This is a genomic window from Alteromonas sp. ABH4_456, assembly GCF_056160645.1.
Genome location: NZ_JBSWXO010000005.1, coordinates 78,244 through 104,913, shown reverse-complemented (window position 1 = coordinate 104,913; position 26,670 = coordinate 78,244). Strand labels below are relative to the sequence as shown.

22 protein-coding genes are annotated in these 26,670 nt (G+C 46.7%); 10 read left to right on the top strand and 12 right to left on the bottom strand.

Translation table 11 applies throughout. The features are described 5' to 3' along the window. Positions 1 to 2 precede the first annotated feature (2 nt). From nagB-II to ACXAG2_RS09750, 3 genes are read right to left on the bottom strand one after another with little or no spacing between them, the layout of a single operon-like run. Positions 3 to 1,004: a glucosamine-6-phosphate deaminase NagB-II gene (gene nagB-II / locus ACXAG2_RS09760; RefSeq protein WP_474866434.1), complete on the bottom strand. Its 1,002-nt coding sequence runs from the start codon at positions 1,002 to 1,004 to the stop codon at positions 3 to 5. Then, the gene (locus ACXAG2_RS09755; protein WP_474866432.1) at positions 1,005 to 1,886 is read right to left on the bottom strand and encodes a glucosamine kinase nucleotide-binding domain-containing protein; all 882 of its coding nucleotides are present in this window, start codon (positions 1,884 to 1,886) and stop codon (positions 1,005 to 1,007) included. A gap of 55 nt (positions 1,887 to 1,941) precedes the next feature. Further along, on the bottom strand, positions 1,942 to 3,039 hold the full coding sequence (locus tag ACXAG2_RS09750) for an acyltransferase family protein (protein WP_474866430.1): 1,098 nt from the start codon (positions 3,037 to 3,039) through the stop codon (positions 1,942 to 1,944). A 173-nt stretch (positions 3,040 to 3,212) separates the two neighbouring features. On the opposite strand from ACXAG2_RS09750, the gene ACXAG2_RS09745 reads away from it, so the two are divergent. From ACXAG2_RS09745 to ACXAG2_RS09735, 3 genes are all read left to right on the top strand, one after another. Continuing rightward, positions 3,213 to 4,244, top strand: a complete 1,032-nt coding sequence (locus ACXAG2_RS09745; protein ID WP_474866428.1) for a LacI family DNA-binding transcriptional regulator — start codon at positions 3,213 to 3,215, stop codon at positions 4,242 to 4,244. A 189-nt stretch (positions 4,245 to 4,433) separates the two neighbouring features. Further along, a complete protein-coding gene (locus tag ACXAG2_RS09740; protein WP_474866425.1) occupies positions 4,434 to 7,073 on the top strand; it encodes a TonB-dependent receptor in 2,640 nt (879 codons plus the stop codon). Positions 7,074 to 7,129: 56 nt separating this feature from the next. Next, positions 7,130 to 9,361, top strand: coding sequence for an alpha-N-acetylglucosaminidase (locus tag ACXAG2_RS09735; protein WP_474866422.1), 2,232 nt, complete (start codon positions 7,130 to 7,132; stop codon positions 9,359 to 9,361). 54 nt (positions 9,362 to 9,415) lie between these two features. Here ACXAG2_RS09735 and ACXAG2_RS09730 read toward each other — a convergent pair whose 3' ends face one another. The 3 genes from ACXAG2_RS09730 to ACXAG2_RS09720 all read right to left on the bottom strand — a co-directional run bounded on the left by ACXAG2_RS09730 (position 9,416) and on the right by ACXAG2_RS09720 (position 12,848). After that, positions 9,416 to 10,867: a M20 family peptidase gene (locus ACXAG2_RS09730; RefSeq protein WP_474866420.1), complete on the bottom strand. Its 1,452-nt coding sequence runs from the start codon at positions 10,865 to 10,867 to the stop codon at positions 9,416 to 9,418. Positions 10,868 to 10,894: 27 nt separating this feature from the next. Further along, positions 10,895 to 11,410, bottom strand: a complete 516-nt coding sequence (locus ACXAG2_RS09725; protein WP_474866417.1) for an NUDIX hydrolase — start codon at positions 11,408 to 11,410, stop codon at positions 10,895 to 10,897. 73 nt (positions 11,411 to 11,483) lie between these two features. After that, positions 11,484 to 12,848, bottom strand: a complete 1,365-nt coding sequence (locus ACXAG2_RS09720; protein WP_474866415.1) for a GntP family permease — start codon at positions 12,846 to 12,848, stop codon at positions 11,484 to 11,486. Positions 12,849 to 13,026: 178 nt separating this feature from the next. Between ACXAG2_RS09720 and ACXAG2_RS09715 the strand changes: the two genes are divergently transcribed. After that, a complete protein-coding gene (locus ACXAG2_RS09715; protein ID WP_474843818.1) occupies positions 13,027 to 13,572 on the top strand; it encodes a gluconokinase in 546 nt (181 codons plus the stop codon). A 49-nt stretch (positions 13,573 to 13,621) separates the two neighbouring features. Here the strand turns inward: ACXAG2_RS09715 and ACXAG2_RS09710 are convergent, their stop codons facing one another. The 3 genes from ACXAG2_RS09710 to vapB form a co-directional block, all read right to left on the bottom strand. Further along, complete coding sequence (locus tag ACXAG2_RS09710) at positions 13,622 to 14,617, bottom strand: substrate-binding domain-containing protein (RefSeq protein ID WP_474866412.1); 996 nt, start codon at positions 14,615 to 14,617, stop codon at positions 13,622 to 13,624. Positions 14,618 to 14,750: 133 nt separating this feature from the next. Next, complete coding sequence (gene vapC / locus ACXAG2_RS09705; RefSeq protein ID WP_474849104.1) at positions 14,751 to 15,152, bottom strand: type II toxin-antitoxin system tRNA(fMet)-specific endonuclease VapC; 402 nt, start codon at positions 15,150 to 15,152, stop codon at positions 14,751 to 14,753. Then, positions 15,152 to 15,379 carry a type II toxin-antitoxin system VapB family antitoxin gene (gene vapB, locus ACXAG2_RS09700; RefSeq protein WP_474849102.1) on the bottom strand — a complete coding sequence of 76 codons (228 nt, stop codon included), beginning with the start codon at positions 15,377 to 15,379 and terminating at the stop codon, positions 15,152 to 15,154. Before vapB ends, vapC begins: the two co-directional genes overlap by 1 nt. Positions 15,380 to 15,545: 166 nt before the next feature. Between vapB and ACXAG2_RS09695 the strand changes: the two genes are divergently transcribed. Continuing rightward, on the top strand, positions 15,546 to 16,925 hold the full coding sequence (locus tag ACXAG2_RS09695; protein WP_474866411.1) for a YcjX family protein: 1,380 nt from the start codon (positions 15,546 to 15,548) through the stop codon (positions 16,923 to 16,925). 14 nt (positions 16,926 to 16,939) lie between these two features. Beyond that, entirely contained in the window at positions 16,940 to 17,842 is a 903-nt protein-coding gene (locus ACXAG2_RS09690; RefSeq protein WP_474866410.1) for a DUF697 domain-containing protein, read from the top strand. A gap of 117 nt (positions 17,843 to 17,959) precedes the next feature. Here the strand turns inward: ACXAG2_RS09690 and ACXAG2_RS09685 are convergent, their stop codons facing one another. The 3 genes from ACXAG2_RS09685 to ACXAG2_RS09675 all read right to left on the bottom strand — a co-directional run bounded on the left by ACXAG2_RS09685 (position 17,960) and on the right by ACXAG2_RS09675 (position 21,572). Continuing rightward, complete coding sequence (locus ACXAG2_RS09685) at positions 17,960 to 19,054, bottom strand: mechanosensitive ion channel family protein (protein WP_474866407.1); 1,095 nt, start codon at positions 19,052 to 19,054, stop codon at positions 17,960 to 17,962. Between the two features lie 189 nt (positions 19,055 to 19,243). Beyond that, positions 19,244 to 20,470: a threonine/serine exporter family protein gene (locus tag ACXAG2_RS09680; RefSeq protein WP_474866405.1), complete on the bottom strand. Its 1,227-nt coding sequence runs from the start codon at positions 20,468 to 20,470 to the stop codon at positions 19,244 to 19,246. A 52-nt stretch (positions 20,471 to 20,522) separates the two neighbouring features. Next, positions 20,523 to 21,572 carry an acyltransferase family protein gene (locus ACXAG2_RS09675; protein ID WP_474866403.1) on the bottom strand — a complete coding sequence of 350 codons (1,050 nt, stop codon included), beginning with the start codon at positions 21,570 to 21,572 and terminating at the stop codon, positions 20,523 to 20,525. A 158-nt stretch (positions 21,573 to 21,730) separates the two neighbouring features. On the opposite strand from ACXAG2_RS09675, the gene ACXAG2_RS09670 reads away from it, so the two are divergent. The 4 genes from ACXAG2_RS09670 to ACXAG2_RS09655 are packed head-to-tail and all read left to right on the top strand — an operon-like array spanning position 21,731 to position 26,660. Then, on the top strand, positions 21,731 to 22,732 hold the full coding sequence (locus ACXAG2_RS09670; RefSeq protein WP_474866400.1) for an NAD-dependent epimerase: 1,002 nt from the start codon (positions 21,731 to 21,733) through the stop codon (positions 22,730 to 22,732). Then, positions 22,719 to 23,918, top strand: coding sequence for an outer membrane beta-barrel protein (locus ACXAG2_RS09665; RefSeq protein WP_474866397.1), 1,200 nt, complete (start codon positions 22,719 to 22,721; stop codon positions 23,916 to 23,918). The genes ACXAG2_RS09670 and ACXAG2_RS09665 overlap by 14 nt, the downstream gene beginning before the upstream one ends. 2 nt (positions 23,919 to 23,920) lie before the next feature. Continuing rightward, positions 23,921 to 24,475, top strand: coding sequence for a polysaccharide biosynthesis/export family protein (locus ACXAG2_RS09660; RefSeq protein ID WP_474866395.1), 555 nt, complete (start codon positions 23,921 to 23,923; stop codon positions 24,473 to 24,475). Then, on the top strand, positions 24,456 to 26,660 hold the full coding sequence (locus tag ACXAG2_RS09655) for a GumC family protein (protein WP_474866392.1): 2,205 nt from the start codon (positions 24,456 to 24,458) through the stop codon (positions 26,658 to 26,660). The genes ACXAG2_RS09660 and ACXAG2_RS09655 overlap by 20 nt, the downstream gene beginning before the upstream one ends. Positions 26,661 to 26,670: the final 10 nt, after the last annotated feature.

Sequence of the window (26,670 nt, the reverse complement as noted above, 5' to 3'; positions counted from 1 at the left end):
AATTAAACCGTTTCCGTGACTTTCTTCAAGCCTACCGGATTATCCGGGTCCATGTTAAGGGTTCTCGCTGCAATTTCGATATCCAGATAAAAACGCTGCATGATCAGCAGCGGCGCAACCAGCGGATGCACCTCGTCATCTACTTTTAACAGCGGAAATACCGGCGCACCACGGCGCTTCACTTCTTCAATTTGTCCGCTGTGAAAACTGGCTGAAGCATCCGGCACGTGTACGTCAATAATGGCTACGCCACGGTTCAGCAAGGCTACCGGTCCGTGCAGGAACTCTGCGCTACTGAACGCTTCGGCCTGAACGCCAAGTACTTCTTTCATTTTAAGGGCTATTTCACGGGACACCGCATAACCAAATGCACGGCCAAGTACCACGCAGCGCTCCATAGGCTTAAGTACCTCAGCAGTGAGTACCGGTACCTGTGCAATGGTGTCGTCAAGCCGGTCAGGCAAGACACTCAGTGCTTCGTGCAGTGCCCGGTTGTCTGAACACGCCGCCACAATGGTCAGCAAAGCATATAAAGTGGCGAGATAGCTTTTCGTGGCTGCCACTGCCACTTCCGGGCCGGCTTTAAGGGGCACAAAGAAATCAGCCAGATCTGCCAGCGGTGAGCTTTCATCGTTAACCAGCGCAACAACCAGTGCGCCTTTTTCCTTCGCCATTTTTGCCTGAGCCAAAATGTCAGGGCTGCGGCCAGACTGGGAAATCACGAACACTAACGCTTTTTGTAAACGCAGTGACTTGCCAAATACACTGTTCACCGACGGTGCTGCGGCGGCTACCGGCAAACCAAGCTCTGTTTCAATGAGGTATTTGCCGAAAACGCCGGCGTGGTCAGATGTGCCACGGCCAATCATGTACACAAATTCCGGGTCTTTTTGCTTAATTGCTGCCGCCAGCGCAGTGATTTGCGCTGCGTTGTCACGTAATTGTGTGCGGAAAACGTCAGGGGTCTGCGACGCTTCAGCAGCCATTTTTGTTGCGTGTGCCATTCAGGCCTCCTTAAATGCCTGCCGTGCCAGCGAAACCGCACCGTATTCAGGGGAACACAATGGGGGGCTCAGCAGCCGTTGAATAGTAACAGGGATCTGGCTGCTCCAGTACGATGCCAGTCCGCCAATCATGGTGATACGCCGTGCATCCAGCGCCTGTAATCTTGTCAGCATTTTGGTGAGGTACACAGTACCTTCGTTAATAATGGCCTGCGCACCGGCGTTATTCTGCTTCGCAAAGTCCAGTACCAGCGGTGCAAGTGCCGCGTAATCACCGGAGCGGTAGTGCAGGGCCTTCGCGACAATATCTTCCGGTGTGATTACATTGAGTTGCTGACACACCGCCTCCGTGAAATCACAAACCGGTTGTAACGCATCCATCGCTTCCAGCGTGTGGCTGATTGCCCGCCAGCCCAGCCAGGCGCCGCCGGCCTTATCGCCCAGGGGGAATCCATGACCGCCAATACAGGTATGCACATCATTCACGCTGGCAAAGGCAGAACTGCCCGTGCCGGTAATTAGAATGGCACCTTCGCTGCCACCGTGAGCGCCGGTACAGGCAATGTGTAAATCAGTAGTAATCATTGTACTGGCAAAGGGAAGCTGCCACTTTTCCGCAACCTCCCGGTAGGCCGGAATGTTCACCCCGGCCAGTCCCAGGCAGGCATGCACCTGTGCCAGTGCATCTGCCGGCAGTCCGGCTTCATTTAATGCTTGCATGGCAGCGGCATTCACTGAGTTATATGCGGTCTCTGCTGATTGTGCAGGATTAGACGGGCCGGAAAGCCCTTCGCCAAGCAGTTCGCCGTTCAGGGATTCAAGGCGGGCTTTGCATTTAGTGCCGCCGCCATCGATACCAAGAAAATACTGTTGCTGAATCACTCACGGGTTCCTTGCTGTTGGATAGATAAAATAGAGAATTAAAAACGGTGTAAGATCAGATTTTGATAAAAATCTGTTTGCGGTAGAGCCAGTAGACGGGAATAAAACAAATACCCACAAACATCACTACCCAGGTAGTGGCACTGGCAAATTCGCTGAAGCCTGCCTGCAAAGACCACTCAACCCATGCCCCGTGAACAGATGTGCCGGCTATTTCCCAGTCCAGGCACTTCTCAATAATAACGTGCAGCACATAGGCGGTAATCGCATTGGCGCCAAAGATGACCGGAATGGCCGTGCCCGCACGGTGGCCTTTAATATCGGTGTACCACACCATCACCGCCAGAATCATAGCGCCGATCCCGCCGGTAGCCAGTACGAAGGAACTGGACCAGATTTGCTTGATGAACGGAAAGCCCAGGCTCCACACACAACCGGCACAAAAGGTGAGAAAACCGAATAAGAAAAGATGCATCACTGCGTCTCTTAACTCACCTTTGGCGGCAATGATAATGCGGCCTATGAGCATGCCCATGATGCCGGTAACCACAGAAGGGAAGGTGCTGAGTAAACCTTCAGGATCCCATTCACCACGCCACAACATGCCGGGCATGAATCTGTCGAACCAGTTAATAATGTTCTCGCCCCGTTCCAGGTGGCCGGCGGGTAAACCCGGGGCCGGCACAAACAGCACAAACAGCCAGTACAGCACCAGCAGGGCAATGCCGGTTTTAATTATTGTACGTACAGAGCAGTAAACCGCCAGATAGCAGCAAACCAGATACACCACTGCGATACGTTGCAACACGCCAAGAATACGAACCTGCTCGAAGTGGGTGTAGAACAGGTTCACCACTAATCCCAGGGCGAACATGATGCAGGTGCGTTTCCACACTTTTTGCAGTACAGGTTTCAGATTGGGCGAATCAGCATGAATATTCTTAAAGCCTAAGCTGATTGCCACACCCACAATGAGGATGAAAAAGGGAAATATCAGGTCGGCGAAGTGAATGCCATCCCAGTATGCATGGGACAACTCACCATAGGTATTCGGACTGTTTGCCACAATCATGGCCATGATGGTCAGGCCGCGGAATACGTCCAGCGACAATAAACGGTTTTTCTTTTCGGTGTTATCAGCCGTGTTTGTCATGATCAACTGCTTCTTTAGTAATCAGGGTTTTTACGTTAACCTTGCTTTGTCAACGTTGTCAAATATTATTTTGCTGAAATGAAATACGATAAGACAGATGAATGGCAGGACAGGAATGTTGCGGGCCGTCTCCATAGCCTTTATGCTCCTGAAAGACAGGAATTTTTTTGATCATGGCAGTCACTATGAAGAAGCCGACAATTAAGGATGTGGCCAAGTTAGCGGGGGTTTCCTTTAAAACCGTTTCCCGTGTGGTCAACAACGAACCCAGCGTCAGCGATGAAGTACGCACCAAAGTGCAGGAATGCATTCAGAAACTGAATTATCAGCCTAATCATACTGCACGTACCATGCGTAAAGCGCCGTTTTCACTGGCGTTCGTGTACGACAACCCGAACAGTCACTATGTGATTGAAATGCAGAATGGCATCATTTCAGAGTGCCGCAAGCGCGGGTTCGAACTGGTTATTCATCCCACCGACTCCCGTTCCGAAGAGGTGGGCAAAGAACTGGCGGCCATGATTGGTTCAAATCAGATAGGCGGGGTGATTCTTACGCCGCCGTTATCCGAAAACCGTGAACTGGTTACTTTTCTGCTGAACCGTGATGCCAAGGTTGTACGCATCCTCTCCGGTTCAAAAGCGCCGGATACACTCGCTCCGGTGGTCCACGTGGACGATGTGGAAGCCAGCCGTAAAATGACAGACTACCTGCTTGATCTCGGGCACAAGCGTATTGCGTTTCTCGGCTATCATGCCTCACATGAATCCAGCCTCGGCCGCCTGCGTGGTTTTCGGGAAGCCCATGAAGCACGCGGACTGGATGTGGATAAGAACCTAATCGTAGACGGCGAATTTACCTTCGATTCGGGTATGGCGATGACAAAACAGGTTCTCAGCAATGACAATAAACCCACCGCTATTTTTGCATGTAACGACGAAATCGCAGCAGGCGCGGTGTTCATGGTGCGCCTGAATCAACTGCGGGTGCCGGAAGATGTTTCCGTGGCCGGATTCGAGAACAGTCCGTTTTCAATTCAAACCTGGCCACACCTCACTACCATCAATCAGCCAAATTTTGATATCGCCGCTTCCGCCGCCGAAATGGTGATCAAGATGATGCAGGCGAAAGATGTTCACACCGTGGAATCTAAAGGCTTCAGCCTCGAACTGGTGGTCAGGGATTCCGCTGCGCCGCTGAATTAATTTCCTGATATTCCGGAACAACCGTGTCATAAATTTTTCATTTTGATGTTTGACAACGTTGACACGCGGTGATAGCGTCAAAAACAGGATGATGAAAAAATCACCGTAAAACAAAAATAAAAGAAAACATATTCAGCGACGTTGCCTGAAGCTGAAACGATAAAAGTGTTGAACTGATGGGAAACGCAAATGAACTATGCACTTCCGAAGAAAACCCTCATTGCCAGTGCGCTGCTCTGTGCTCTGAACCCTGTTGCTTTCGCGCAGGAAACTGCTACGCCAGATGAAGACCTGATTGAACGCATCGACGTGACTTATCGCTCCAGCCTTGTGCAGGCAGCGGCTATCAAGCGTGATGAAACCAAAGTTGCCGATATCATCACCTCAGAAGATATCGGAAAATTCCCCACCGAGAACATTGCTGAAGCTATTCAGCGCATTCCCGGTGTACAGATTTCCAACATTAACGGTCGTGGCTCCACGATAAGTGTTCGTGGTTTAGGTGCGCAATATGCGCGGACGACCGTTAATGGTCAGACAATGGCAAACGCCGATTTCACCGGCGGTTTCCGTTACGACATTATTCAGTCTGAACTGGCCTCTGCCATCTCGGTGATTAAATCTCCCAGTGCTGACATGGACACCGGTGGTTTATCCGGCACAATCAACATCGATACCACCAAGCCGCTGTCTTACGGTGAGCGTAAAATTGTGGCCTCGGTAAAAGGTCAGTATTCAGAATTTTCACCTACTGACGATGTTACGCCGAAAGGAAACATTACCTATATCGACCAGTTTGCTGACGATACCGTGGGTATTTTCCTGAACGCCGGTTATCAGGAACTGGATGACCGCGTAGATAACTTCTGGATGGGCCGCTGGTTCCAGGACGACGAAGGCAATGATTATCCACGCCGTCCACGTTACCGTCGTATCGACCGTGAAACCAAGCGTTATCTGATGAACGGTGCCGTGCAGTGGCGTCCGACTGACAGCTTTGAAACCACGTTTACTGCCATTTATGCCGACGACGATACCTATCAGGATTTGAACCAGCAGGTATTCCTGTTCGACCGTGATGACATCACCCTGCTTGGCGAGCCGGTTGGCGGCGTATACACCAATGTGAGAATTGATGATTTCACGCTGGAAAATAACCGTCAAATCGAGGAAAAAGGCGCAACCAGTAAAGCCTTTACCTTGCAGTCTAAATACGAAACGGAAAACTGGATAATCTCAGGCGTGGCGCACTACACCGCGGGTGATGCTACAGAAAGCGAAGAAGCCGCTATTCTGGCAACCACCGTGTCTGCCACCATGGATATTTCCGACAGCAGCAATGTTATTTTTGATGTGGATGAAGATCTCACCGACCCGGCGCTGTATCCCTACGACATGCCCCGTAACGAATATCCGAACGGTGCGACCCGTATTGTGGATACCTCAGAAAAGGCGCTGCAATTTGATGCTGAGCGTATTCTCGACGGCGACATTTTCACGTCTTTCGCATTCGGCGTGAAGTACCGTCAGGAAGAGTTTAACCGCGAGGTATACCGTACTGACCGTTTCGCCATTGGTGATGCAGACCCTGCAGACTTACCGCTGATGTCTGAATATAACTTCATGGTGACGGACTTCCTCGATAATCAGATGTCTATTCAGCATGCCTGGATCGCACCGGATATTCAGGCTTACCGCGATGCGCTGGTAGCAGAGGGCGTGACCATTCCTACCTTCTTTGCGGCCCAGTCGTCTTACGGTATCGAGCGTGACATCTTGTCGTTCTATTCCGAGCTTGAGTTCGATACCATGTTAGGTGATTTCCCGTTCCGCGGTAATTTCGGCGGACGCTACGAAACCACAGACCGGACTATCAATACTTACCTTACCGGTGAGCAGAATCCGGATAACGAAGAAATCCGCATGGTGGTGGGTGAATACGATATCGATTATGACTACACCAACTTCCTGCCCAGCATGAACCTGGTGTTAGAGCTCACCGATGAAGTACAGGCCCGTTTTGCGGCAGCAAAAGTGCTGGTGCGTCCTATTCTGACGTCCAATACACAAATTGCTGCTTCAGAAACCTCTGCGTCTAACTCCTTCGGTACCACTACCTACACCATCGATCTGGGTCAGCCGGAAATGAAGGCAATGACCGCAGATCAGGCAGATTTAGGTCTGGAATGGTACTACGGTGAAGGTGACAGCCTGGCGTTAACCCTGTTCTGGAAAGAAATTAAGAACGGCTCTGTGACCGAGTTTGTTTGTCCGGACAGTTATGACGGTGTGGCACTGAGCGGCACGGCAGCAGACTGTACCGACAATGAAGGTAATATTTATGAGATTACCAGCACCTACAATGATGGCTCCGGTACTACCATCAAAGGTTATGAGCTTGGCTGGAACCAGGGACTGGACGAATGGCTGCCCATCAAAGGTTTTGGTTTCTCAGCAAACTATACCTTCATTGATGCGGAAGACGGTGAAGACTTTGTACTGACCAATTCTTCTGAAGAAACCTGGAACTTCATCGGCTACTGGGAAAATGAAGTGTTCAGCGCGCGAGTCGCACTGAACCACCGCAGCCCGTATATTCAGGACAGCAACGATGCGTTCTTCGCCCGTGAAGGCCGCGTGGTAGATGGCCGCGATCAGATAGACGTGGTACTGAGCTACAACGTGACTGAAGAACTGAACCTGCGTTTCGGCGCACTGAATATTAACGGTAACGATGAAGAAGCCTACTACACCGATGAGAAGCCGGTCTGGCAGACCACCAGTGTACTGGGTACAAGCTACTATCTGAGTGCAATGTACTCGTTTTAAAAACGCGGTGTGCGCTGCCTGTTAATGCAGCGCACGTTTTTTACAGGAAAAAATCAATGCGTAAACCTATGTCTATGCCGGTCAGTGCGCTGTGTCTGGCAGTGGCGTTTGCCTTAAGTGGTTGCGGTACACCGGCAGAGCAACCCCGCGTCAGTGAAAGTGAAACCGTAGCCTTGCAAACCCCTGTGCAGGCCGTTCTCAGCCGGGTCACCGGTGGTCAGGCAGGGCACATTTCCACCCGCAAAGTTACCGACAACGAACCTGAGTGGTACGAAGTGAATGTAACAAACGGACAGGCGGAAATCAGTGGCAACAGCGATGCTGCCATGGCATACGGTGCATATCAGTATCTGCGGGAGCAGGGCGCGTTATCGGTAAGCTGGGAAGGCAACCGCGTGGCCATGCCCGACCATTTTGCTGACTACGATGGGGCGAAAATCGCTACACCGTTTGATCAGCGCGCGTATCTGAATGTGTGTGCCTATGGCTATACCACACCCTGGTGGGACTGGGCGCGCTGGGAGCAGGAAATAGACTGGATGGCCCTGCACGGTGTGAATAACCCCGTGGCAATGGAAGGTCAGGAGTTTGTGTGGCAAGCCCTGTGGAAAGAGTTCGGTGTAACAGACAGTGAACTGGATACGTACTTTTCAGGACCTGCGTTTACGCCCTGGCAGCGCATGGGTAACATTGAAGGTCATGAAGGCCCGTTACCGCAAAGCTGGATTGATAAGAAACACAAACTGCAGAAACAAATTCTGGCACGTATGGATGAGCTGGGCATGAAGCCTGTTGTTCCGGCGTTCAGCGGGTATGTACCCAAAGCGTTCACCGAACGTTTCCCTGATGCAAAAATTTACGAAATGCCGAAATGGACAGGGTTCGAACACGAAACCTACTGGCTGGACCCGGCAGATCCGTTATTCGATAAAGTGGCAAAACGCTTTATCGAAATCTACACCGCCACCTATGGCGAACACGAATATTATTTATCTGATGCGTTTAATGAAATGCTGCCGCCGGTGTCAGAAGATAACCGTTACGCCGACCTGGCGTCTTACGGAAAGCGCATTTATCAGTCTATTCAACAGGCTGCGCCGGATGCTACCTGGGTGATGCAGGGCTGGATGTTCGGTGCCGATGAAGAGTTCTGGGATCTGGAATCCATCGAAGCCTTTTTGAAAGATGTACCGGACAGCAAAGCCATGATCCACGATATCGGCAACGACCGTTATCATGTGTGGCAGCGCACAGAAGGTTTTAAAGGTAAGCCGTGGATCTTCGGATTCATTCATAACTACGGCGCATCAGACCCCGTTTACGCTGACTTTACAGACTACACAGAGCAGCTGGATGTGGTAACGCATTCAGAAAATAAAGGTGCCTTAACCGGTTTCGGTGTATTCCCTGAAGGTATTCACAATAACTCTGTGGCTTATGAGTTCCTGTTCGATTTACCCTGGCAGGCAAAACCGGACATGCAAAGCTGGATAGCCACCTACGCCAACGCGCGGTACGGTAAATCGTCTCCGGCGCTGCTGAATGCCTGGGATAAGCTTATCGACGGTGTGTATTCGGTACGTTACTGGACCACGCGCTGGTGGGAAGGGTCAGCAGGCGCTTACTTACTGTTCAAGCGTCCTACAACAGATATCACAGAATTCGAAGGTAGCCCGGGCGATCTCGCCAGCCTCGACGCAGCCATCATGGAACTGCTGTCTCTGGCTGACGAATACGCAGATTCCCCGCTGTATATTTACGATTTGGTGGACGTGACAAAGCAGTCAGTATCACTACACGTGGATTTAATGTTGCAGGAAGCCGTGGCGGCTTATCAGGCGAAAGACATTGAAAAAGGCGATGCACTGACGGCACAAATCACCAAACTGGTTACACAACTGGACGCGCTGATGGGATGGCACCAGGAGTCTCTGCATACCTGGTTGTCAGATGCAGCCGCTTACGGTGACAACAAAGCCGAATCTGACTTTTATGTGAAGAACGCCCGCCAGCAAATTACCGTGTGGGGCGGTCCCAAGCTGAAAGACTACGCGTCTAAAGCCTGGCAGGGCATGTACAAAGATTTCTACCTGCCGCGGTGGTCGCAGTACTTGTCAGCCCTTCGAGCTTCCGTGGTGTCTGAGTCATCTTTTGATGATGAGGCACAACAGCAGGCTCTCATTGAATGGGAGAATGCGTGGACAGAGCAAACCACCATTCCCGCGCCGGTAAAACCGGACAACCCTGTGTTGCTCGTTAACGGGTTAATGATGGAAGTTTCCCGTTAACAGCCTGCCCGCCTGTGGTTGGGCAGGCGGGCTTTTTCTTTCTGTATGCTTATCTTATTGCTGCGCCATCAGTGCCGTATAAAACTGCACGGCTTTTACCAGGTTCGCTGCCGATATCTTTTCATTGGTGCCGTGAATACTGCCAAGATCTTCTGAACGTAACACCATAGGCGCAAAGCGGTAACTGTCGGTTATTTCGCTGTAAAAGCGGCTGTCTGTAGCAGCAATGGTAAGGCCCGGCGTAATAATCGCATCCGGATAAACAGCCCGTGTGGTCTGTACCATCTGTAAAAAACCTTCATTATTACTGGATGCTACCGGCGAAGGCTCAGTGAATTCTCCGGCTTCCACCGTTACCCGGTCATCATTAATGGCTTCACGCACCCATTCAGTCACCGATTCAACCGAATCCCGCGGGTGCAGCCTGAAATTAATCGTGGCCGTTGCGGTGGCGGGTAATACGTTAGACTTCACGCTGCCTGACAGCATGGTGGGAGCTGTGGTGGTGCGCAGCATGGCATTACCGCTGGTACTGCTGCCTACAACAGCATTCAACAGGGGCTTAAACAACCACATATTGGCAAATAACAACCGCTTGGTGAAATCCATATGCCGGGCAATGTCGCTGTACATCTTTTCGCTGATGCCTTCCAGTCCGCCGGGTAACGGCGCTTCGTGAAGCTTCATCAGTGCAGCGGCCAGAATAGTTACCGCAGTATCCTGTGGTGGCATGGAGCTGTGTCCGCCTTCCCCTTCTGCGGTGAGTGTCAGTGTTAAATACCCTTTTTCCGACAGGTTAATACTGGCAATGCCTTTATCGATACCCGGCACAATACCGTCCAGCACGTAAGAACCTTCATCCAGTGACCAGGCAGGCGTGATCTTTTTACTTTTAAACCACTGGGTGACTGCAATTGCGCCGTCCGTGCTGCCAATCTCTTCGTCATGGGTAAGGGCAATATAAATATCCCGCTGCGTGGTGATGTTTTCTTCCAGCAAGTGTGTGGCAGCAGCCATCAGTGTGATGACAGAATTTTTGTCATCCAGTGCGCCACGGCCCCACACTTCACCGTTTTTAATGACGCCGCCAAACGGCGGGTGCGTCCAGTCGGGCTCTGTACCCGGGTTAACAGGCACCACATCGTAATGGGCAGAAAACAGCACCGGCTTTAACGCAGCGTCCTGACCTTTCAGGCGGAACAGCAAGGTGTGCGTGTTCAGGCGCACCAGTTCTGCTTTTTCAAATACCAGCGGATAGGTGGCGGCCAGCCATTCCTGAAATGCGGTGAAGCTGGCGTAGTTGTCCGGGTTGCCGGTTTCATAAGACACGGTTTTAAAGGTCAGTGCCTCAGAAAGCTGTTTAGCCAGTAATTCATCGTCGGGCTGAACTAACGTAATGTCTGCAGACGGGGCAGACTCCTGTGGCGTAAAACGCATGGCGTTAAATATCAGTACACCAATCAGCAGAACAATCACGACACCCAGTGACAGGAAAAAACGCTTCATACTCTTATCCTTAAATGAGCAGGCAGTTTAACTGACAGAATCAATGTATACCTTCACCGCGTGGCGCATAGAAGGGAAAGCAATATTATCCGGATTAATATCACCCGGTTTCAGCCATTCTACACCGGCAATTTCGCTGGCCTGAAGCGAAAATTCCGGGCGCTTTTTCAGCGTGGCAACAAAAAAGCCATCGCAGGTGTGATAACGCACACCTGCATAATCGTAGGTATTGGGCGCAGACAGCAAATATTGCCAGTCAGCAACATGAATACCCAGTTCCTCGCGGGTTTCCCGCATGAGTGCCTGTTCCAGCGATTCATGAAAATCCACAAATCCGCCCGGCAGACCCAATTTACCTTTACCCGGGGCTTTCGCCCGCACGGTAAACAAAAGGTGGCCGTCACACACCAGAATACCCGCTACCGCCGTGGCAGCATTCAGGAAGTAAGTAAAGCTACAGTCTTCACAAAAATAGCGGTTTTCAGATAACGAAAAAGCATCGCTTTTGCAGTTCGGGCAAAAGCGCAACGGGTCTGTATTCATGCAGAAAATACATCAGTTTGATGACAGAAATTAGCGGTTAGCATGCCAGAAAATGTGCAGGCGGGGCAACTTTCTAAAACACCACACTGATTAACGCGGCCAGCAGGAATGCAATGCTGCCGAGCAGGGTTTCCATTACCGTCCAGGTTTTCAGGGTGGTCTTTTCGTCCATATCCAGCAGGCGAGATACCAGCCAGAAGCCGGAGTCATTGAAGTGCGACAGTACCGTCGCGCCGCCGGCAATGGCAATCACAATACAGCAGATGTCTACTGCCGAAAGGCCGGTGGTGGCCGATACGATGGGGGCCATCAGAGCCGCAGTGGTGGTGAGTGCGACTGTGGCAGAACCTTGTGCGACCCGTAAACAGGTAGAAATCACAAACGCCGCCACAATCACCGGTAATCCTGTGTCCTGTAATAAGCCTGCCAGTGCTTCACCAATTCCGCTGCTGCGCAGTACACCACCGAACATGCCTCCGGCACCGGTAACCAGAATCACACCGCAGATGGGTGCCAGCGATTCCCCGCAAAGCGCTTCGGTTTTCTCACGACCAAGATCCCGGGTAAACAGAAACAAACACAGAATAAGCGTGATCAATAGCGCCACCGGGGTTTTGCCCAGCATACGCAGAATATCAACCCATAAAGCATCGCCGCTTATCGCGCCGGATACCTGCAAGGTGTTCAAACCGGTATCCATAAATATCAGCAGCACCGGCGTTAGCAGCACAGCCAGCACCGTACCGAATGCCGGCGGAGTGGTTAATGTGGAAGAATCAGTGTTCTTATACAGCGGCGGCAGGGAAAGTACGGTTTTCTTGCCCGCATACAGGGCAAAGCAATACGCGCCCAGATACCAGGTGGGAATGGCAATCAGCAATCCAACCAGCAACAGAAGACCAATGTCAGCGCCCAGTAAATCAGCCGCTGCCACCGGGCCCGGATGAGGTGGCACAAAGGCATGCATTACCGCAAACGCACCGGCTGCGGGAAACGCGTATTTGATTGTTGAGCCACCGAACTTAGCCGCCACACTCATCAGTATAGGGAACATCACAATCAGTCCGGCATCAAAAAAGATAGGAAAGCCGAACAGTAGTGACGCAACACCCAGCGCAAACGGCGCTTTTTGCTCACCGAAGCGGTTGATCAGACCATCGGCCAGCACTCTGGCACCACCGGTGACTTCCAGTAATTTGCCAATCATGCAGCCCAGCCCTACCAGCAAGGCCACAGAGGCCAGCGTGCCACCAAACCCTTTCATCATCACCGGCACAATGTCGTCAGCTGGAATACCGGCTACCGCTGCCGACAATACGCTGACAAGGATCAATGCCACAAATGCATGCACCCGCATTTTTATAATAAGCAGTACCAGCAGCACCACCGCGCCAAGGCCGGTAAGCAACAGGTGAGTAGGGTCGGTTCCAACATCCATAGCACGTTCTCTTATTCACAGCGTTTTACAGGTTCAGAAGCGTTTACTGAAAGCCGGCAGAAAAAATTACGCCTTAAAGCCATTCACAATCAGTAACGTTACCGGTAACATGGTACATGTTACGCTAAAAAGGTAAACAATTATTTAACACCAAAACCGTGGAGCAGGCTGCAACATTATGAGTAAAAGCGAGAGCAAACAACCGCCGGCAGGCTTCTCTGTGGTGGTCATGGGCGTGAGTGGTTCAGGTAAAACCACCGTGGCTGAAATGCTGGCGGCAGACATGCAGGCAACCTTCATCGACGGCGACGATTTACACCCCAGAGCCAACGTAAAAAAAATGGGCGAGGGCTCCCCGCTTAACGATGAAGACCGTGCGCCCTGGCTCGAACGCATCAATGATGCGGTGTATAACCTGGAGCAGCGCAGCCGCAAGGGCGTGATTGTGTGCTCGGCACTGAAAAAACGCTACCGCGACGCAATTCGCAAAGATAATAAAAACCTCGTGTTCGTGTTTCTCGACGGGCCCAAGCATGTGATTTTAGAACGCATGGCTGCCAGAAAAGGGCATTTCATGAAACCGGATATGCTCGACAGTCAGTTTGATGCGCTGGAGCGCCCGGACATTAGCGAACAGGATGTCTTAACAGTCACCATCGACTGCACACCGCAGGAAATTGTCAGCCGGGTAACAGAGCGTTTAAAAGCGCGAAACTGTATCTAATCAGATGGTTTGTTGGCGCTTACTAACTTAGGCTGTACCGGTTTTTAGCTTACAATGTTTCCCCCTCAGTCAGGCTGTGAGGCAAAGTAATCAGCTTCTCTGCTACCGCTTCTCCCTGCAACGATGTCAGCAACAGGCGGGCTGCCTGTTCTCCCATCTCTTCCCGGGGAGTAAGCACACTGGTTAATACCGGCGTGGTTGCGCCGCCGATATCCAGCCCGTTGTATCCCACCACTGCCATGTCTGCAGGGATCTGTTTTCCCGTTTGACGGCAATGCAGCATTGCGCCGATGGCAATATCATCGTTCGTACAGAACACGCCGTTAGTTTGCGGATGTAAGGACAACGCCTGCGCCATCAATTGTGCACCACGGGTGAAACTGGAATGCTCCGCTGTGGACACCGTTACCGGTTGTAAGCCCGCTTCTTTCATGGCCCGTTCGTAACCTTGTTGCCGCAGCAGCGTCCGGCTGTCTAACCTGGCGGCAAGATAAACCGTATTCTGTTTGCCGGAGTCCAGCATCCGCTTAACCACCTCATAAGCGGCCTGTTCGTGGTTCATACCCACTGCCATATCCAACGGCTCGCCGGGTACTTCCATGGTTTCCACCACCGGAATACCAGCCTTTTTCAGCATCTGCCTGGTGCGCGGTGTGTGTTGGGTTTCAGTGAGCACCAGGCCGTCAATCTGATACGACAGCATCATATCAATCTTGTCTTCTTCGGTTTGCGGGTTATAACCCGTGTGAGCAATCAGGGTGTCGTAGCCGTTGGCAGCGGTGACGTTCTCAACCCCCTGCACCAAATCAGCAAATACCTGATTCGACAACGAAGGAATAATAATGCCAATGGTCTTACTGGAGGATTTCGACAAAATGGCCGGCACACGGTTTTTAATGTACCCCAGCGACGTTAAAGCTTCTGCAATTTTGGCCTGCGTAGCCGGTGCCACAGAATCAGGGGCCCGCAGATAGCGGCTTACCGTCATTTTAGTTACACCAACAATGTCGGCAATATCCTGAAGTGTAGGGCGTTTGGCAGGCATAACGTCTCTTTTTTACGATTAGTCTGCCGGTGATGTTACACGTAACATGAGGAGGAGGGAATGATACTACGGTAGGAAGTATATTTGTGTTTAGCAATCAGCTAAATAAAGATTCCGATATAATCTTTCTGGCTCAAGTTAACCAATTACAAATTCTGAGGCCATTCACTCTTTCAAACTCTCGCAGATTATTTGTGACAAGAGTTAGTCCTATGCTACGAGCATGTCCTGCAATCATTGTGTCGTAGGGGCCAATCATTTTCCCATCTTCTTCAAGGGTAGATTTAACTTCTCCGAACTGCTGCGCAGCATGCTGGTCAAAATCGAGCACCTCTAACCGTGCAGCAAAACCTTCTATAACGGTAAGAGCTTTTGTTGGATCCACGGATTTTTCTGCGCCAGCGACAAGCTCTCCCCAAGTGACAGATGAAATGCAAAGTTGGCCTATATGAATATTGAACAAGCGTTTTAACTGAGGCGGTTTTCTTTTGATTGTGTAGATGCAGATGTCCGTATCGAGCATAAATTTAAGCACTAAAATTCCTCGCGTTCCTGTGTTTCAGGTTGCAACCTGTCATCCATAAAATCATCAAGAGGGGGGGCATCAAACCAGTCATCCCATGCAGTATCTGCAGGCACAATTATTCGCTTGTTGCCTTCAGCAATTACTTCTACATATTTAACATTGTCTGGCATAGCAACCGCCTTCGGTAAGCGAACAGCTTGAGATTGATTGTTTTTAAATATAGTCGCTTTAACCATAATAATAACCTGTATATAGGGACGGTATATGCCAGAGTGTAGCGGCGGTTAAAAACTAGTCAAGAAGTGGTTCTTCTGTCGATTTGTATCCAAATGTGACAACTGCTTTTAAATTCACCGGTGATCCCCATATCATACCGGTATGTGTTGCGAATAACGGGTATCAATGAAGAGCTTTCTGAAGAATGTGTTGTCACCGCTGGAACCCTTGCTTGATGGCATGACTTCGGCAGGCGACTGGTTCACACGTGAAAATCACCGTTTTACCATTACCGGGTTAAGCCGCAGCGGTAAATCCATGCTGTTCACCAGTTTAATGACCATCCTGAAGTATCGCAGTGAACATCAGTATCAGTGTTTGCCGCTGTTAAAGCACTTACCCGCAGAGCTGGTGGACAGCATGTGGCTGGAGCCGGTCGACGACTTTCCGTTATTCCCCATCGACGATCACATTGCCTCACTGGAAAAGGGCGAGTGGCCTGCTCCCACCGAGAACGTGTATGCGTTTAAAATGGTGGTGCGGTTAAAGCAAACCGGTCAGTTCAAAAAGTATCTGTTTCCTCATACCCATGTGGTGTTTGAGTTTATCGATTATCCCGGCGAGTGGATCACGGATTTACCCATGGCCGGTAAAACCTTTGCCCAGTGGTCTGATTCCGCGCTGGCCCAGCAAATGACCGATCCCCAGCGTTTCTATGCCAAAGACTGGCATCAAACTCTGGAACAATTCGATTTCGATAGCGACCCCACACTTGAAGCCATGCTCACGCTCACAAGCAGCTACCGTGACTATTTAAAACAGGCGAAACAGGCCGGTATTGCCATGTTGCAGCCGGGCAGTTTTTTGCTGGATGGCAGCGGGTTTAACTGGCGGGAAACCGGCTTTACGCCGCTGCCTGCAAAGATAAGCAGTGATATTACCCATCCCTGGACCAAAGCATTCAACGCACGGTTCAGTGAATTTCAGCAAGTTTGGCTTAAACCGCTCCGCGCCGGTACCTTCCGTGAAGCAGATAAGCAAATTATTCTGGTGGATTTATTCGAAGGGTTGAATCACAGCAAACAGCATCTGGCCCAGTTAAAAGAAACGTTAAGCCACCTGGCAGACGTGTTTGTGTATGGCGAACAGGACTGGTTCTCAAAGCACGTGTTACGCAAACAGGAAATCGGCAAAGTGGCATTTGTGGCCACCAAAGCCGATCTCATCCCAGACACTGAAAAGCCGCAATTGCTGGCGTTACTGAAAGACGTATGCGGCGGAGCCACCGCCAAGCTCGAACGGGAAGACGTACCTCACGAGCATTTTCTGGTGTCAGCTATTCAGGCCACCGATGAGGGCAGCAAGCCCGGTGCGCTGCGTTACACCAACAAGCATAAACAGTATGTGGAAGTACAGTTCGAACCTCTGCCGGTGCGTATTAAAGATATGTCGGCAGACGAGCATTATCCTGCGTTGTATCCGCCGGTGCCCGCAGACTATCTGCCCCGCATGTTAAACGGCAGGGGACTGGATAAACTGTTTCAGTTTTTACTGACAACCCGTTAGTTAAAGGTTTAAACATGAGTGAAACCGATTATAAAGCGCCGGAATACCGGTCACGTACCATCGAAACGCCGCTGCAGCAGCAGGCTCCCAGCCAGCAGATGCCGGCAAAAATAGATACCTCCGAATGGGATATCGACGGTCAGCAGGGCATTTCCCTGAAAGTCATTACTCTGGTGCTCGGTGCGCTTACCGTTACCGGCTTTATGGTGTTCGATGCCATCGACTCTCTGGTCACACAATTCAGTGAGTATCCGCTGATTTCCACCGGCCTTGGCGTATTACTCGGCGGCTTTGTAGCCGCGCTTATCGCGCTTATTGTGAAAGAATGGCGTGGCTTTCGTGCGGTAGAAGCCTGTATTGAAAGCCCACTGAATCTGCCCGCACTGGCCAAGCTGGACGATCGCGCCGTTGCTGAAAAACGCATCCGTGAGCACGCCCAACGTTTCGGCAAAGACAGCTATGCCGCCAGATGTTACAAGCAGTACCAGAGTGCATTGCATGCAGATATGACCGCAGCGGATGCAGTTGGCCTGTATGAAAGCATGGTTGCGGTGCCTGTAACCAAAAAAGCCGAAGAAGTATTACGTAAAGAAGCGGTAGTGAGCGGAAGCCTGGCGTTTATCAGTCCGAACCACCTTATTCAGACACTGGCCATTGCGTGGATAAGTTTTCGTACCATCCGGCGTATCGCAAGAGTATTCGGATTACGCCCCGGCACTGCCGGCAGCTGGCGATTATTTAAAGTGCTGGCACAGAACCTGGCAGCACAAAGTCTGTTTGATATGGCTACCGATGAACTGGCTAATCAAATCAGCGGATCTCTGGCCGCCAAAGTGGTAGAAAACTCGGCAGAAGCCGTGGCCGCCGGTGCGCTTAACGTGCGCCTTGGCAGAACTCTCATTAAGTTATTGCGCTAAGCACACACAGTGAAACGTTAATTCACCACCAGTCCCTCAGGCCTGACAAGCTCATCGCTCAGGCCTTTTCCCGCGCCCGGAACGATTGAGACCTGTGCGCGGGGTTTTTATTCCCTTCTATAAAATATTGCTGCCGTCTTCAGGATCACGGGCGTGCTCTGCCTGACGGCGTATATCGTCATTCTCACTACTCACGTCTTCACTGTGGTCAATGACCGCCGGTACAACAACCCTTTCCGGTTTAGCCTTGGACGGAGCAGGGGATGGCGACGTAGCGGATGATGAAGATGGCACGGAAGGCAAAGAGGATCCAGACTGCCTGTTCTCAGATTCCTCTTGCCCTGACTGTTCCTGCGCGGATATCTGGCGAACCGGCACACCATCAGGAAAAACAATCTCACGGGCATCGTCCGGCATGGAAATACCCGCCTGCGTAAAGCTTTCAACGAGGATACGCATCAGCGAAGAGGCCATTTTCACCACGCTGGTGGTTTCCACATTAATCCAGAAATACACTTTCAGGTTTACCGTGGCAGAACCCAATGTATCAATCAGCACTTGCGGCTCTGGTTCATTAAGCACGTTAGGGTGTTCAGTTAACAGAGCCATGGCGAGGTCGCGCACTTCACCAATGTTATTGTCGTAGCCAATGCCAATCACAAACTGCCCGCGCATATTCGGGTTAGCCGTCAGGTTCTTAATAATTCCCTTGTACACAATCGAATTCGGCAACTGAATATGATTACCGTCAAAATCGACCAGCGTGGTAGCACGGGACGTCACCTTTTGCACCACACCGTTGTAAGACTCTATCTGTACTACATCGCCAATGCGAAAGGGGCGCTGCACAGTAAGCAGCAAACTGGAAATAAAATTCTCAGCAATATCTTTAAACGCAAAGCCAAGAATAAGACCAATCAAACCCGTACCGCTGACAATGGCAACAGCGAATTCAGTAAGTCCGGCCATTTTAAGGAAGATGTACAAACCGAACAGCATGATAAGGGCACTGATAGTGCGGCGGGTAACCGAGCGGATAAGCGGACTTTTCGACACATAGCCAAACGGCTTGATCAGCAAATTAGAAAGGCGACCTGCAATAAGCACAAGAACAATGAATATTCCAAGCCCGACAAGTACATCAGGCAGATGGGTGCTTAAATCATTAAGCAGTCCGTTCCAAGTATCGACTGCGTTGGTGGTTTCGGGCATGGGCGTATCCGGCTATGTTTTTTGTTATTACAGAAACATAGGCGAACGGGTTTACAAAGGTGCTTGATTAAAGGTCGTTAGAAAATTACCATTTCGCCCTGTGTAAGAGGCAATAGCTCTATTTCGTTTTTCCTGCCAGAAAAAGTGGGAGCAATTGCTTCTTACCACTTCGTCAACGTAATAGTTCACTCAAAGCGCTTTTTTAGTTGGTGCCACCACATTCGCAAAAATTAATCCGGCAATGAGTGACATAAATATCAGAAACACTTCCTGACCGACATGTTCAGCGGCTACAAAGTCTTGCCCGGAAATAAAAGAATTTAACCCAATGTAGGTTTTAGAACCCGGCACCAGCACAATCAAACCATGCATTCCCACAATGGTATGTGGCTGTCGAGCAATACGGGTAAACATGTTGGCAAATACACCCAGCGCAAAAGCACCAACGAAGGTATTCATGCCCGCACCCATAAAGTCGGCGCTCCACACCGATGCAGCATAAGCGATAAAAGCCGCTGCAATGCCCCAGGGGATATGCTTTGGCCGCGTGCGGAAAATGGCAACCAGAGAGATACTCAACAAGAATACCGCAAGCCAGGTTCCCCATTCAGGTAGCGATTCTGCGGGAACGTAAACGTTTTCTCCGAACAACGAAAAACCACCAGATACGCCCAGAAAGGCACCGAAATACAATTTGAATAATTGCATTAACGCATCCATTACCCGCGCAGTACCGGAAACCATGTTACGAGAAGCAAGTTCTGATAAGCCCATGGTTAATGCTAAACCGGGCACGAGAACAATTACGGACGAGAGAACAATCAACGGGATATTAATGCCGGGATCGATATAACGGCCAATGGCACTGGCGGCTATACCTGCAATAAAACTGGTCATAGGTTCCAGCATCATGTTCACCCGCTTTGAACGCAGCGCCCATAAATACCAGATGTAGGAAAGTAGCCCTAACAGGCCTGACCAACCGATTTCTGACCAGCTTGCACCCATCAACATAGCAAAAGCACCTGTTGCCAATGCAAATGAGAAACCTGTTACCAATTTTCCATAAGGAGAAGGCATGGCATCGATATCTGATAGTAGCCTGTCGGCCTCAGATAGTGTAACTTTACCGCAAAGGAGTTCACTTGCCAGTCCATCGACGTGAGAAAGGGAATTTAAGTCTAATTCACCAGGTTGTAACCTTGCCGCGTGAGTATATTCATCTTCGTGGCCATCGGACCAGATAACAAATGTAATAGAAGTCGGTGTTGCTATAATAGAGGCGCGAACGCCCAGATAGGCCGCCACTTCCAACAGATACGCTTCCAGACGGAAGGATGGCGTACCATACTTGTGTAGCATCTTTCCCAAGCGTACGATAAAACGGCGTTTTTGGATAAATTCGGCAGTATGCAAATTAAAAATTCCGTTGAAAAGTTAGAACTGTTTTTTGTAATAATTATAGTTTCTATCTGAACTTTTTTCTAAGTCTTTTAAAGTAATGGTCGAAATATTTGTCAATTAACCAAGCATAAAAAATGCTTAGAAATGTTACCAATATAATTAAAAGTAGTTTTGACTCAAAGATATGTAGATTTTCGAACGATTTAATTAAAATAAAATGAATTAGATATATAAAATATGAGTAAATTCCAATGCTCACTAAATGTTTTTGATTAAGCATTTTGAATGCCCAGTGCTGCGGAAATAGAATGGCAAAGTAAAAGATAGGCATTAATGCAATGCCCTGCAAAGTGTATCGAAAAGTTTCTCTGAAAAACTCATTTCTAAATAAAAATGATGAGAGTATTACTACGCAGCATAGAGTTAAAATTAAATAAGACTTAAAATTAAGTTCGCTGTCACCTCTATTATTAAATACAGGATTGTAACAGAGAGCGAGTATGCAACCAAAAAGAATTGAATCGATTCTTGTATCAGTACCATAATAAGTTCTCTCGTGAGACACTTGAAAATACTGGGTGATAAATATACGCCATGCAAGAACAAATAAGCAAATGCAGACTAATAACCAAGCGGTATATACTCTATTCGTGTTTTTAATAGAAAAATAAAAAATAAAAGGGAAGATAAAGTAGAAATGTTCTTCAACTGCTAGTGACCATAGAATTCCCGTTCCATCCGGTATATCACCGGGCCATTGAAATATCATGTGATAATTAGCCAGGTAAAAGAATTGAGAGAGGAATCCATTAAATGAAATTCCACCACCCAGAATATCCATATAAACAAGAAGGTAAGCAAGAGATAAGGTAATGGCTAACGGCGGGAATAATCTAAAAAATCGCCTTATAAAGAAATTAGTAAATTTGATTTGATTGGTTTTGTCAAACTCTAAAATTAGTAGAGTTGTGATTAGATACCCACTAAGAAAAAAGAAAACAGTAACTCCAAAGCCTCCGGGAAGAACGTTCCCAAAGCCAGCATGGCTTAGAAGAACTAACAAAACCGAAAAGGCTCTGAATCCGTCTAGTGAAGGTATTTTATTTACACTCATAGGGCCTCTAAAGAAAAATTAAATATCATTCAGAGTTACTATAAGTTAAAAATTTAAAGTATGGAAGTTTTTTGTATTAAGAATGAAAATAATGACTCGTTGTATTGGTTACATGTTTGTGAAAATATAGATTTAATTTTTGGGAAATAGGAAATTTGATGAAGACCTTAATAACAGGAGTGGCCGGATTCATTGGAATGCATACGGCTAAGAAAATGTTGGACAACGGTGAAGTCGTTGTAGGTATAGATAATCTTAATGACTATTATGATCCGACCCTGAAAGAGTATCGCCTTTCTGTATTAAAAAAATATGAAAAGTTTAAGTTTGTTAAAATTGATTTGACGGAATACGAAAATCTAAAGGAATTATTTAATAAAGAAAATATTGATAAAGTAATACATCTTGCAGCACAAGCTGGAGTTAGATATTCAATAGAAAAGCCATTTGCATATACTGAAGCAAACATAACAGGGTTTTTATCTATTTTAGAATGTTGTAGAAACTTTGAAATAGAACATCTTATATATGCTTCATCCAGTTCTGTATACGGTATGAATCCAAAAGTACCGTTTTCCACTGAGGATTCCGTTGACCATCCTGTCTCACTTTACGCGGCGACTAAAAAGTCGAATGAACTTATGGCTCATACATACTCACATCTCTATGGAATACCCACTACTGGCTTAAGATTTTTTACTGTGTACGGTCCTGCAGGTAGACCAGATATGGCCCCTTGGTTATTCACGGAAGCGATTATGCAGAATAAGCCGATAAAAGTGTTTAATAATGGAAATATGGAACGAGATTTTACCTACATCGATGATATAGTCGAAGGAATAATTAGACTCAAAGATGTTATTCCCGAGGCAAATGAAAAAGATGACTTGACTAATCCTGCTACCAGTCGGGCACCGTACAGAATCTTTAATATTGGCAACAGTTCAACAGTAAAACTAGGTGACTTCATTGACGCGATAGAAAGGGCATGCGAGAAAAAAGCGAATAAAATATATATGGGTATGCAAGACGGTGACGTAAAGAGAACATTTGCGGATATTAGTGAACTTGAAGCGGCTATAAATTATCGCCCGAAGGTCAATGTCGTTCAAGGTGTTAAAAATTTTGTTGATTGGTTTAAAGATTATGAAAAAAAATGAAAATAAGATTAATACAGGGAAGCGCATAGAAAAATTTATCTTTCTCTGTTTTTTATTAGAAGCTTGTACAGTCTTTTTTGCAAATGCAAGAGTAGCAACAGGTTTTGAGGCTGAAACAGATGTTTCTTTAGCTTTCGAGGATAATATTTACCGTGTAATTGATGAACTAGCTCAAAGTGATGAAATATTGAGAATAGAGCCTGATTTTTCAGTGATAGGTAAACATTCAAAGCAAAAATATAGTTTAAATTATTCTGGTGACTATGGTTTATTTAGAGCTATAGATAGCGCTAATTATGATGATCATACTGTGAATCTTAAGCTTGAGAATGATCATACAATAAGGTTTCAAAGTGATTTAGAATATGAGTATTCAATAGATCATGAAGAACCAGGTGCAATAAATAGAGTTCAATTAGACATAACCGAATACAACAAATTTGATTTAGAGACAATTGGAGTTGGTCTAACCTATGGAACGGATGATTCTACTGGAAAATTTGAACTGAATTATAAAAATTATTCTAAGGAATATAAGAATAATGATTTATATTACTTGAACTATGGTGCTGATCAATTTTTGTCTAGATTCGAATATAGATTAGGAGTTAAGACAAGAATTTACTTCCTAGCGGTAATGAGCGAATTTAACTACGATTTGTATAACGGGTACGAGTTAGATAACACATATAATAGATACAAAGTTGGTTTGCTCTGGCAGTTTTCTGAAAAGCTTGAGGGTAACGTTAACGTCGGTTATCAGGGTAGGGATTACAAGCTTGAAAACATCAGAGATATAAAAGGATTAGGTTATGATGGAGATATAACATGGCTAATAAACACATATACATCACTAACCATTGACGCTGTGAGAGAATCCGTTGATTCCTCAATAGAAGAAGCTGGTGGTTTAATGCGAACGTCTTTTTCCAGTGATTTAAACCACGATATTACAGAGAGACTTAAGCTTAGTGTAGGGATAGCACAAGCTAAAGATGAATTATATTATAGTGAAAGAAGGGTAGATAAAAGAATTGCTTATTTAATTAAGTTAAATTACGAAGCTAATAGGTGGTTCGACCTATCTGCATCATTTACGCATGAAGAGCGAGATTCTACCTTAGAGATAGCAGAATATGAAGCCAATATATTTGAAATAACTGCAACAATTTTAATAGGGAGTTAACCATGTCGCAAAATGATAAACTTATTAGAAATATTCATGTCTTATTATTATTTATATTCTCTCTATTATTTGCTTCGAAAGCTTTATCACAAGAGAATGAGAATTACCGATTGGGCCCGGATGATGTTATTTCAATAGTTGTCTTTGACGAGCCTGATTTAAGCTTAAAAGAAACTAGAGTATCCAGTCATGGTACTATTGCACTTCCTTTAATCGGGCAAGTGGAAATAAAAGGCATAACAGTAGATGAAGCAGAGGAAAAAATTAAATCACTATTCTTGGGTGATTATCTAAAAAAACCTGATGTGACAATTTCTGTCATCGAGTATCGTCAATTTTATGTCAATGGCGAAGTGAAGAAACCTGGTGGCTATAGCTATCGTAAAGGTATGACAGTACAGAGAGCTATAACTCTAGCTGGAGGTTTTTCAGAGAGGGCTTCAAAATCGAGTATAACAGTTCGTCGAGAAGGTGATGATCAAGGGACTAAGGACGTCAATCTAACCTCACCAATTAAGCCAGGTGATGTAATAACTGTTGAAGAAAGCTTCTTTTAAGTTACGGGGAAGAAAAGTGTTAAAGCAGAATATTAAAAGCGACGAAGAACTGATAAACATCCAATCAGTAATTAAAGTAGTAAAAAGACGGAAATGGAGTCTTATATCATCAATCTTTTTATTCATTATATTAGCTATCGTTTACATACAAATAGCTACTCCTGTTTACCAAGCTACAGCAAAAATTCAGGCTGATCCGATTCAACCAAATGCTTCAGCTCAAGATAGTTTCATAATGAACTCAATGATATTTTTGTTTTACGAGACGCAGTATGAAATCATACAATCTCGAAAAGTTGCTGAATCAGTGGTTGACCGTCTCAATTTAGTTGAAGTATATAAAAGAGAATCAGAAGAACGAAAAAGAGAAGAAGCTAATAATTATACGCTAGCAAATCTTAAAAATTTTTTTATACCAAGGGATAAAGAATCAAATAAAAATAGGGAAAATGATTCTATCTTAAGAATGATGCTGGCAGAGTCAATTCAAGCGAATTTGGTAGTTGAGGGCGGCACTCAAAGTCAAATTATTAATATTAGCTATCAAAATACAGACCCAGTCTTGGCAGCAAATATTGTAAACGAAGTTAGTGCTTCGTATATCGAGTTTGGACTTGAAGCCAGACTGACACAAATTAAAGACACAGCTGCGTGGTTAACAGATCAGCTAGAAGATTTAAGAATTAGTCTTCAAAATTCCGAAGACGAGCTTCGCGATTTTAGGATTGCGCAGAATCTGATAGATACTGAGCAGCAACAACGTATTTCGAACACTCAGCTTCAAACTTTGAATACAGAGTTAGTTAGGGCTCAAACTGAACTTTCATCAGCTAAAGAATTATATGAACAAGTAGTTCAACTGGAGAAGCAAGGCGATAGCTACTTAGCTATAAGCCCAGTTCTCCAAAGTAATACTGTTCGAGATCTTGTTAGGGAAGAGTCAACACTCAGTAGAAAAGTTGAAGAATTAGAAGAACGTTACGGTGATAAGCACCCAAAGCTTATTTCGGCAAGGTCTGAACTTAAATCGGCAAAACAGAATTTGACTCGCGAAGCTGAAAAAATCATAGAGAACATAAAGAAAGGATATAGAGCTGCGCAAAGTAAAGTTGATAATGTAAAAAGTCTAATTGCTACAACTACAGAGAATTTACAGTCTTATCAAGCAGACAATTTCGAATTAACGAGATTAGAAAGAGAAGTTGAGAATAATCGCCGGATATACGAAAGCTTTCTAGCAAAATTAATGGAGGCTGACGTTTCTGGAGATTATGATGCTTCTAATATTAGAATTATAGATAGCGCTATAACGCCTGCAAACCCAATTTCGCCAAACAAGCCAATTATAATTATACTTGCTGTGATAGCAGGTTCAGCTGTAGGTGTCTTTCTCATCATATTCAGGGAGATGACTGATAATGTATTTAGAGTCCCTGCCCAAGTGGAAGATAGTACTGGTTTAATTTCTTTGGGTATTACTCCCTTAGTTTCTAAGAATAAAGGCGATGTATTGCCAGAGCATCAATACTTAGAAGATCCGTTAAGTCTTTTCTCTGAATCAATAAATTCAATTAGAACAGCAATAATGTTTTCTAATATTGATAACACTCCAAAAACAGTACTAGTTACTTCTTCGACTGCTTCAGAAGGTAAAACAACATTATCTATAAATTTGGCATCAGCATTTAGTAAGCTTGGAAAGACATTATTGTTAGAGCTTGATTTAAGAAAGCCTGCTGTTGCTCGTGATCTTAACTTAAAAAAGAACGTGGGCATTTCTGAATTCTTGCTGCATGACAAAGAACTAATGATTAACGAAATAGATTCAGTTACTGGATTAAAAGTAATTACGTGCGGTAAAGTTCCATTAAATCCAACTGAATTGATAAGTTCTAAGAAATTTAAGGCATTTTTAGAACAAATGAAAACTGAGTTTGAATTCATTGTGATTGATACGGCTCCGACATTACCAGTAACAGACTCGTGTATATTGTCAAAATATGTAGATGCGACTTTAATAGCGGTGAAAGCAGAATCTACAAAAATATCTATGTTAAATGAAACATTAGCTAGGCTTAATAAAGTCCAGGCTAACGTAGCAGGATTCGTACTTACTCAGGCTTCACAGAAAAAAATGAGCTACTACGGAGAACACTATTATGAACAAAGTTACTATGGTGAGTAGTAAAATTCAG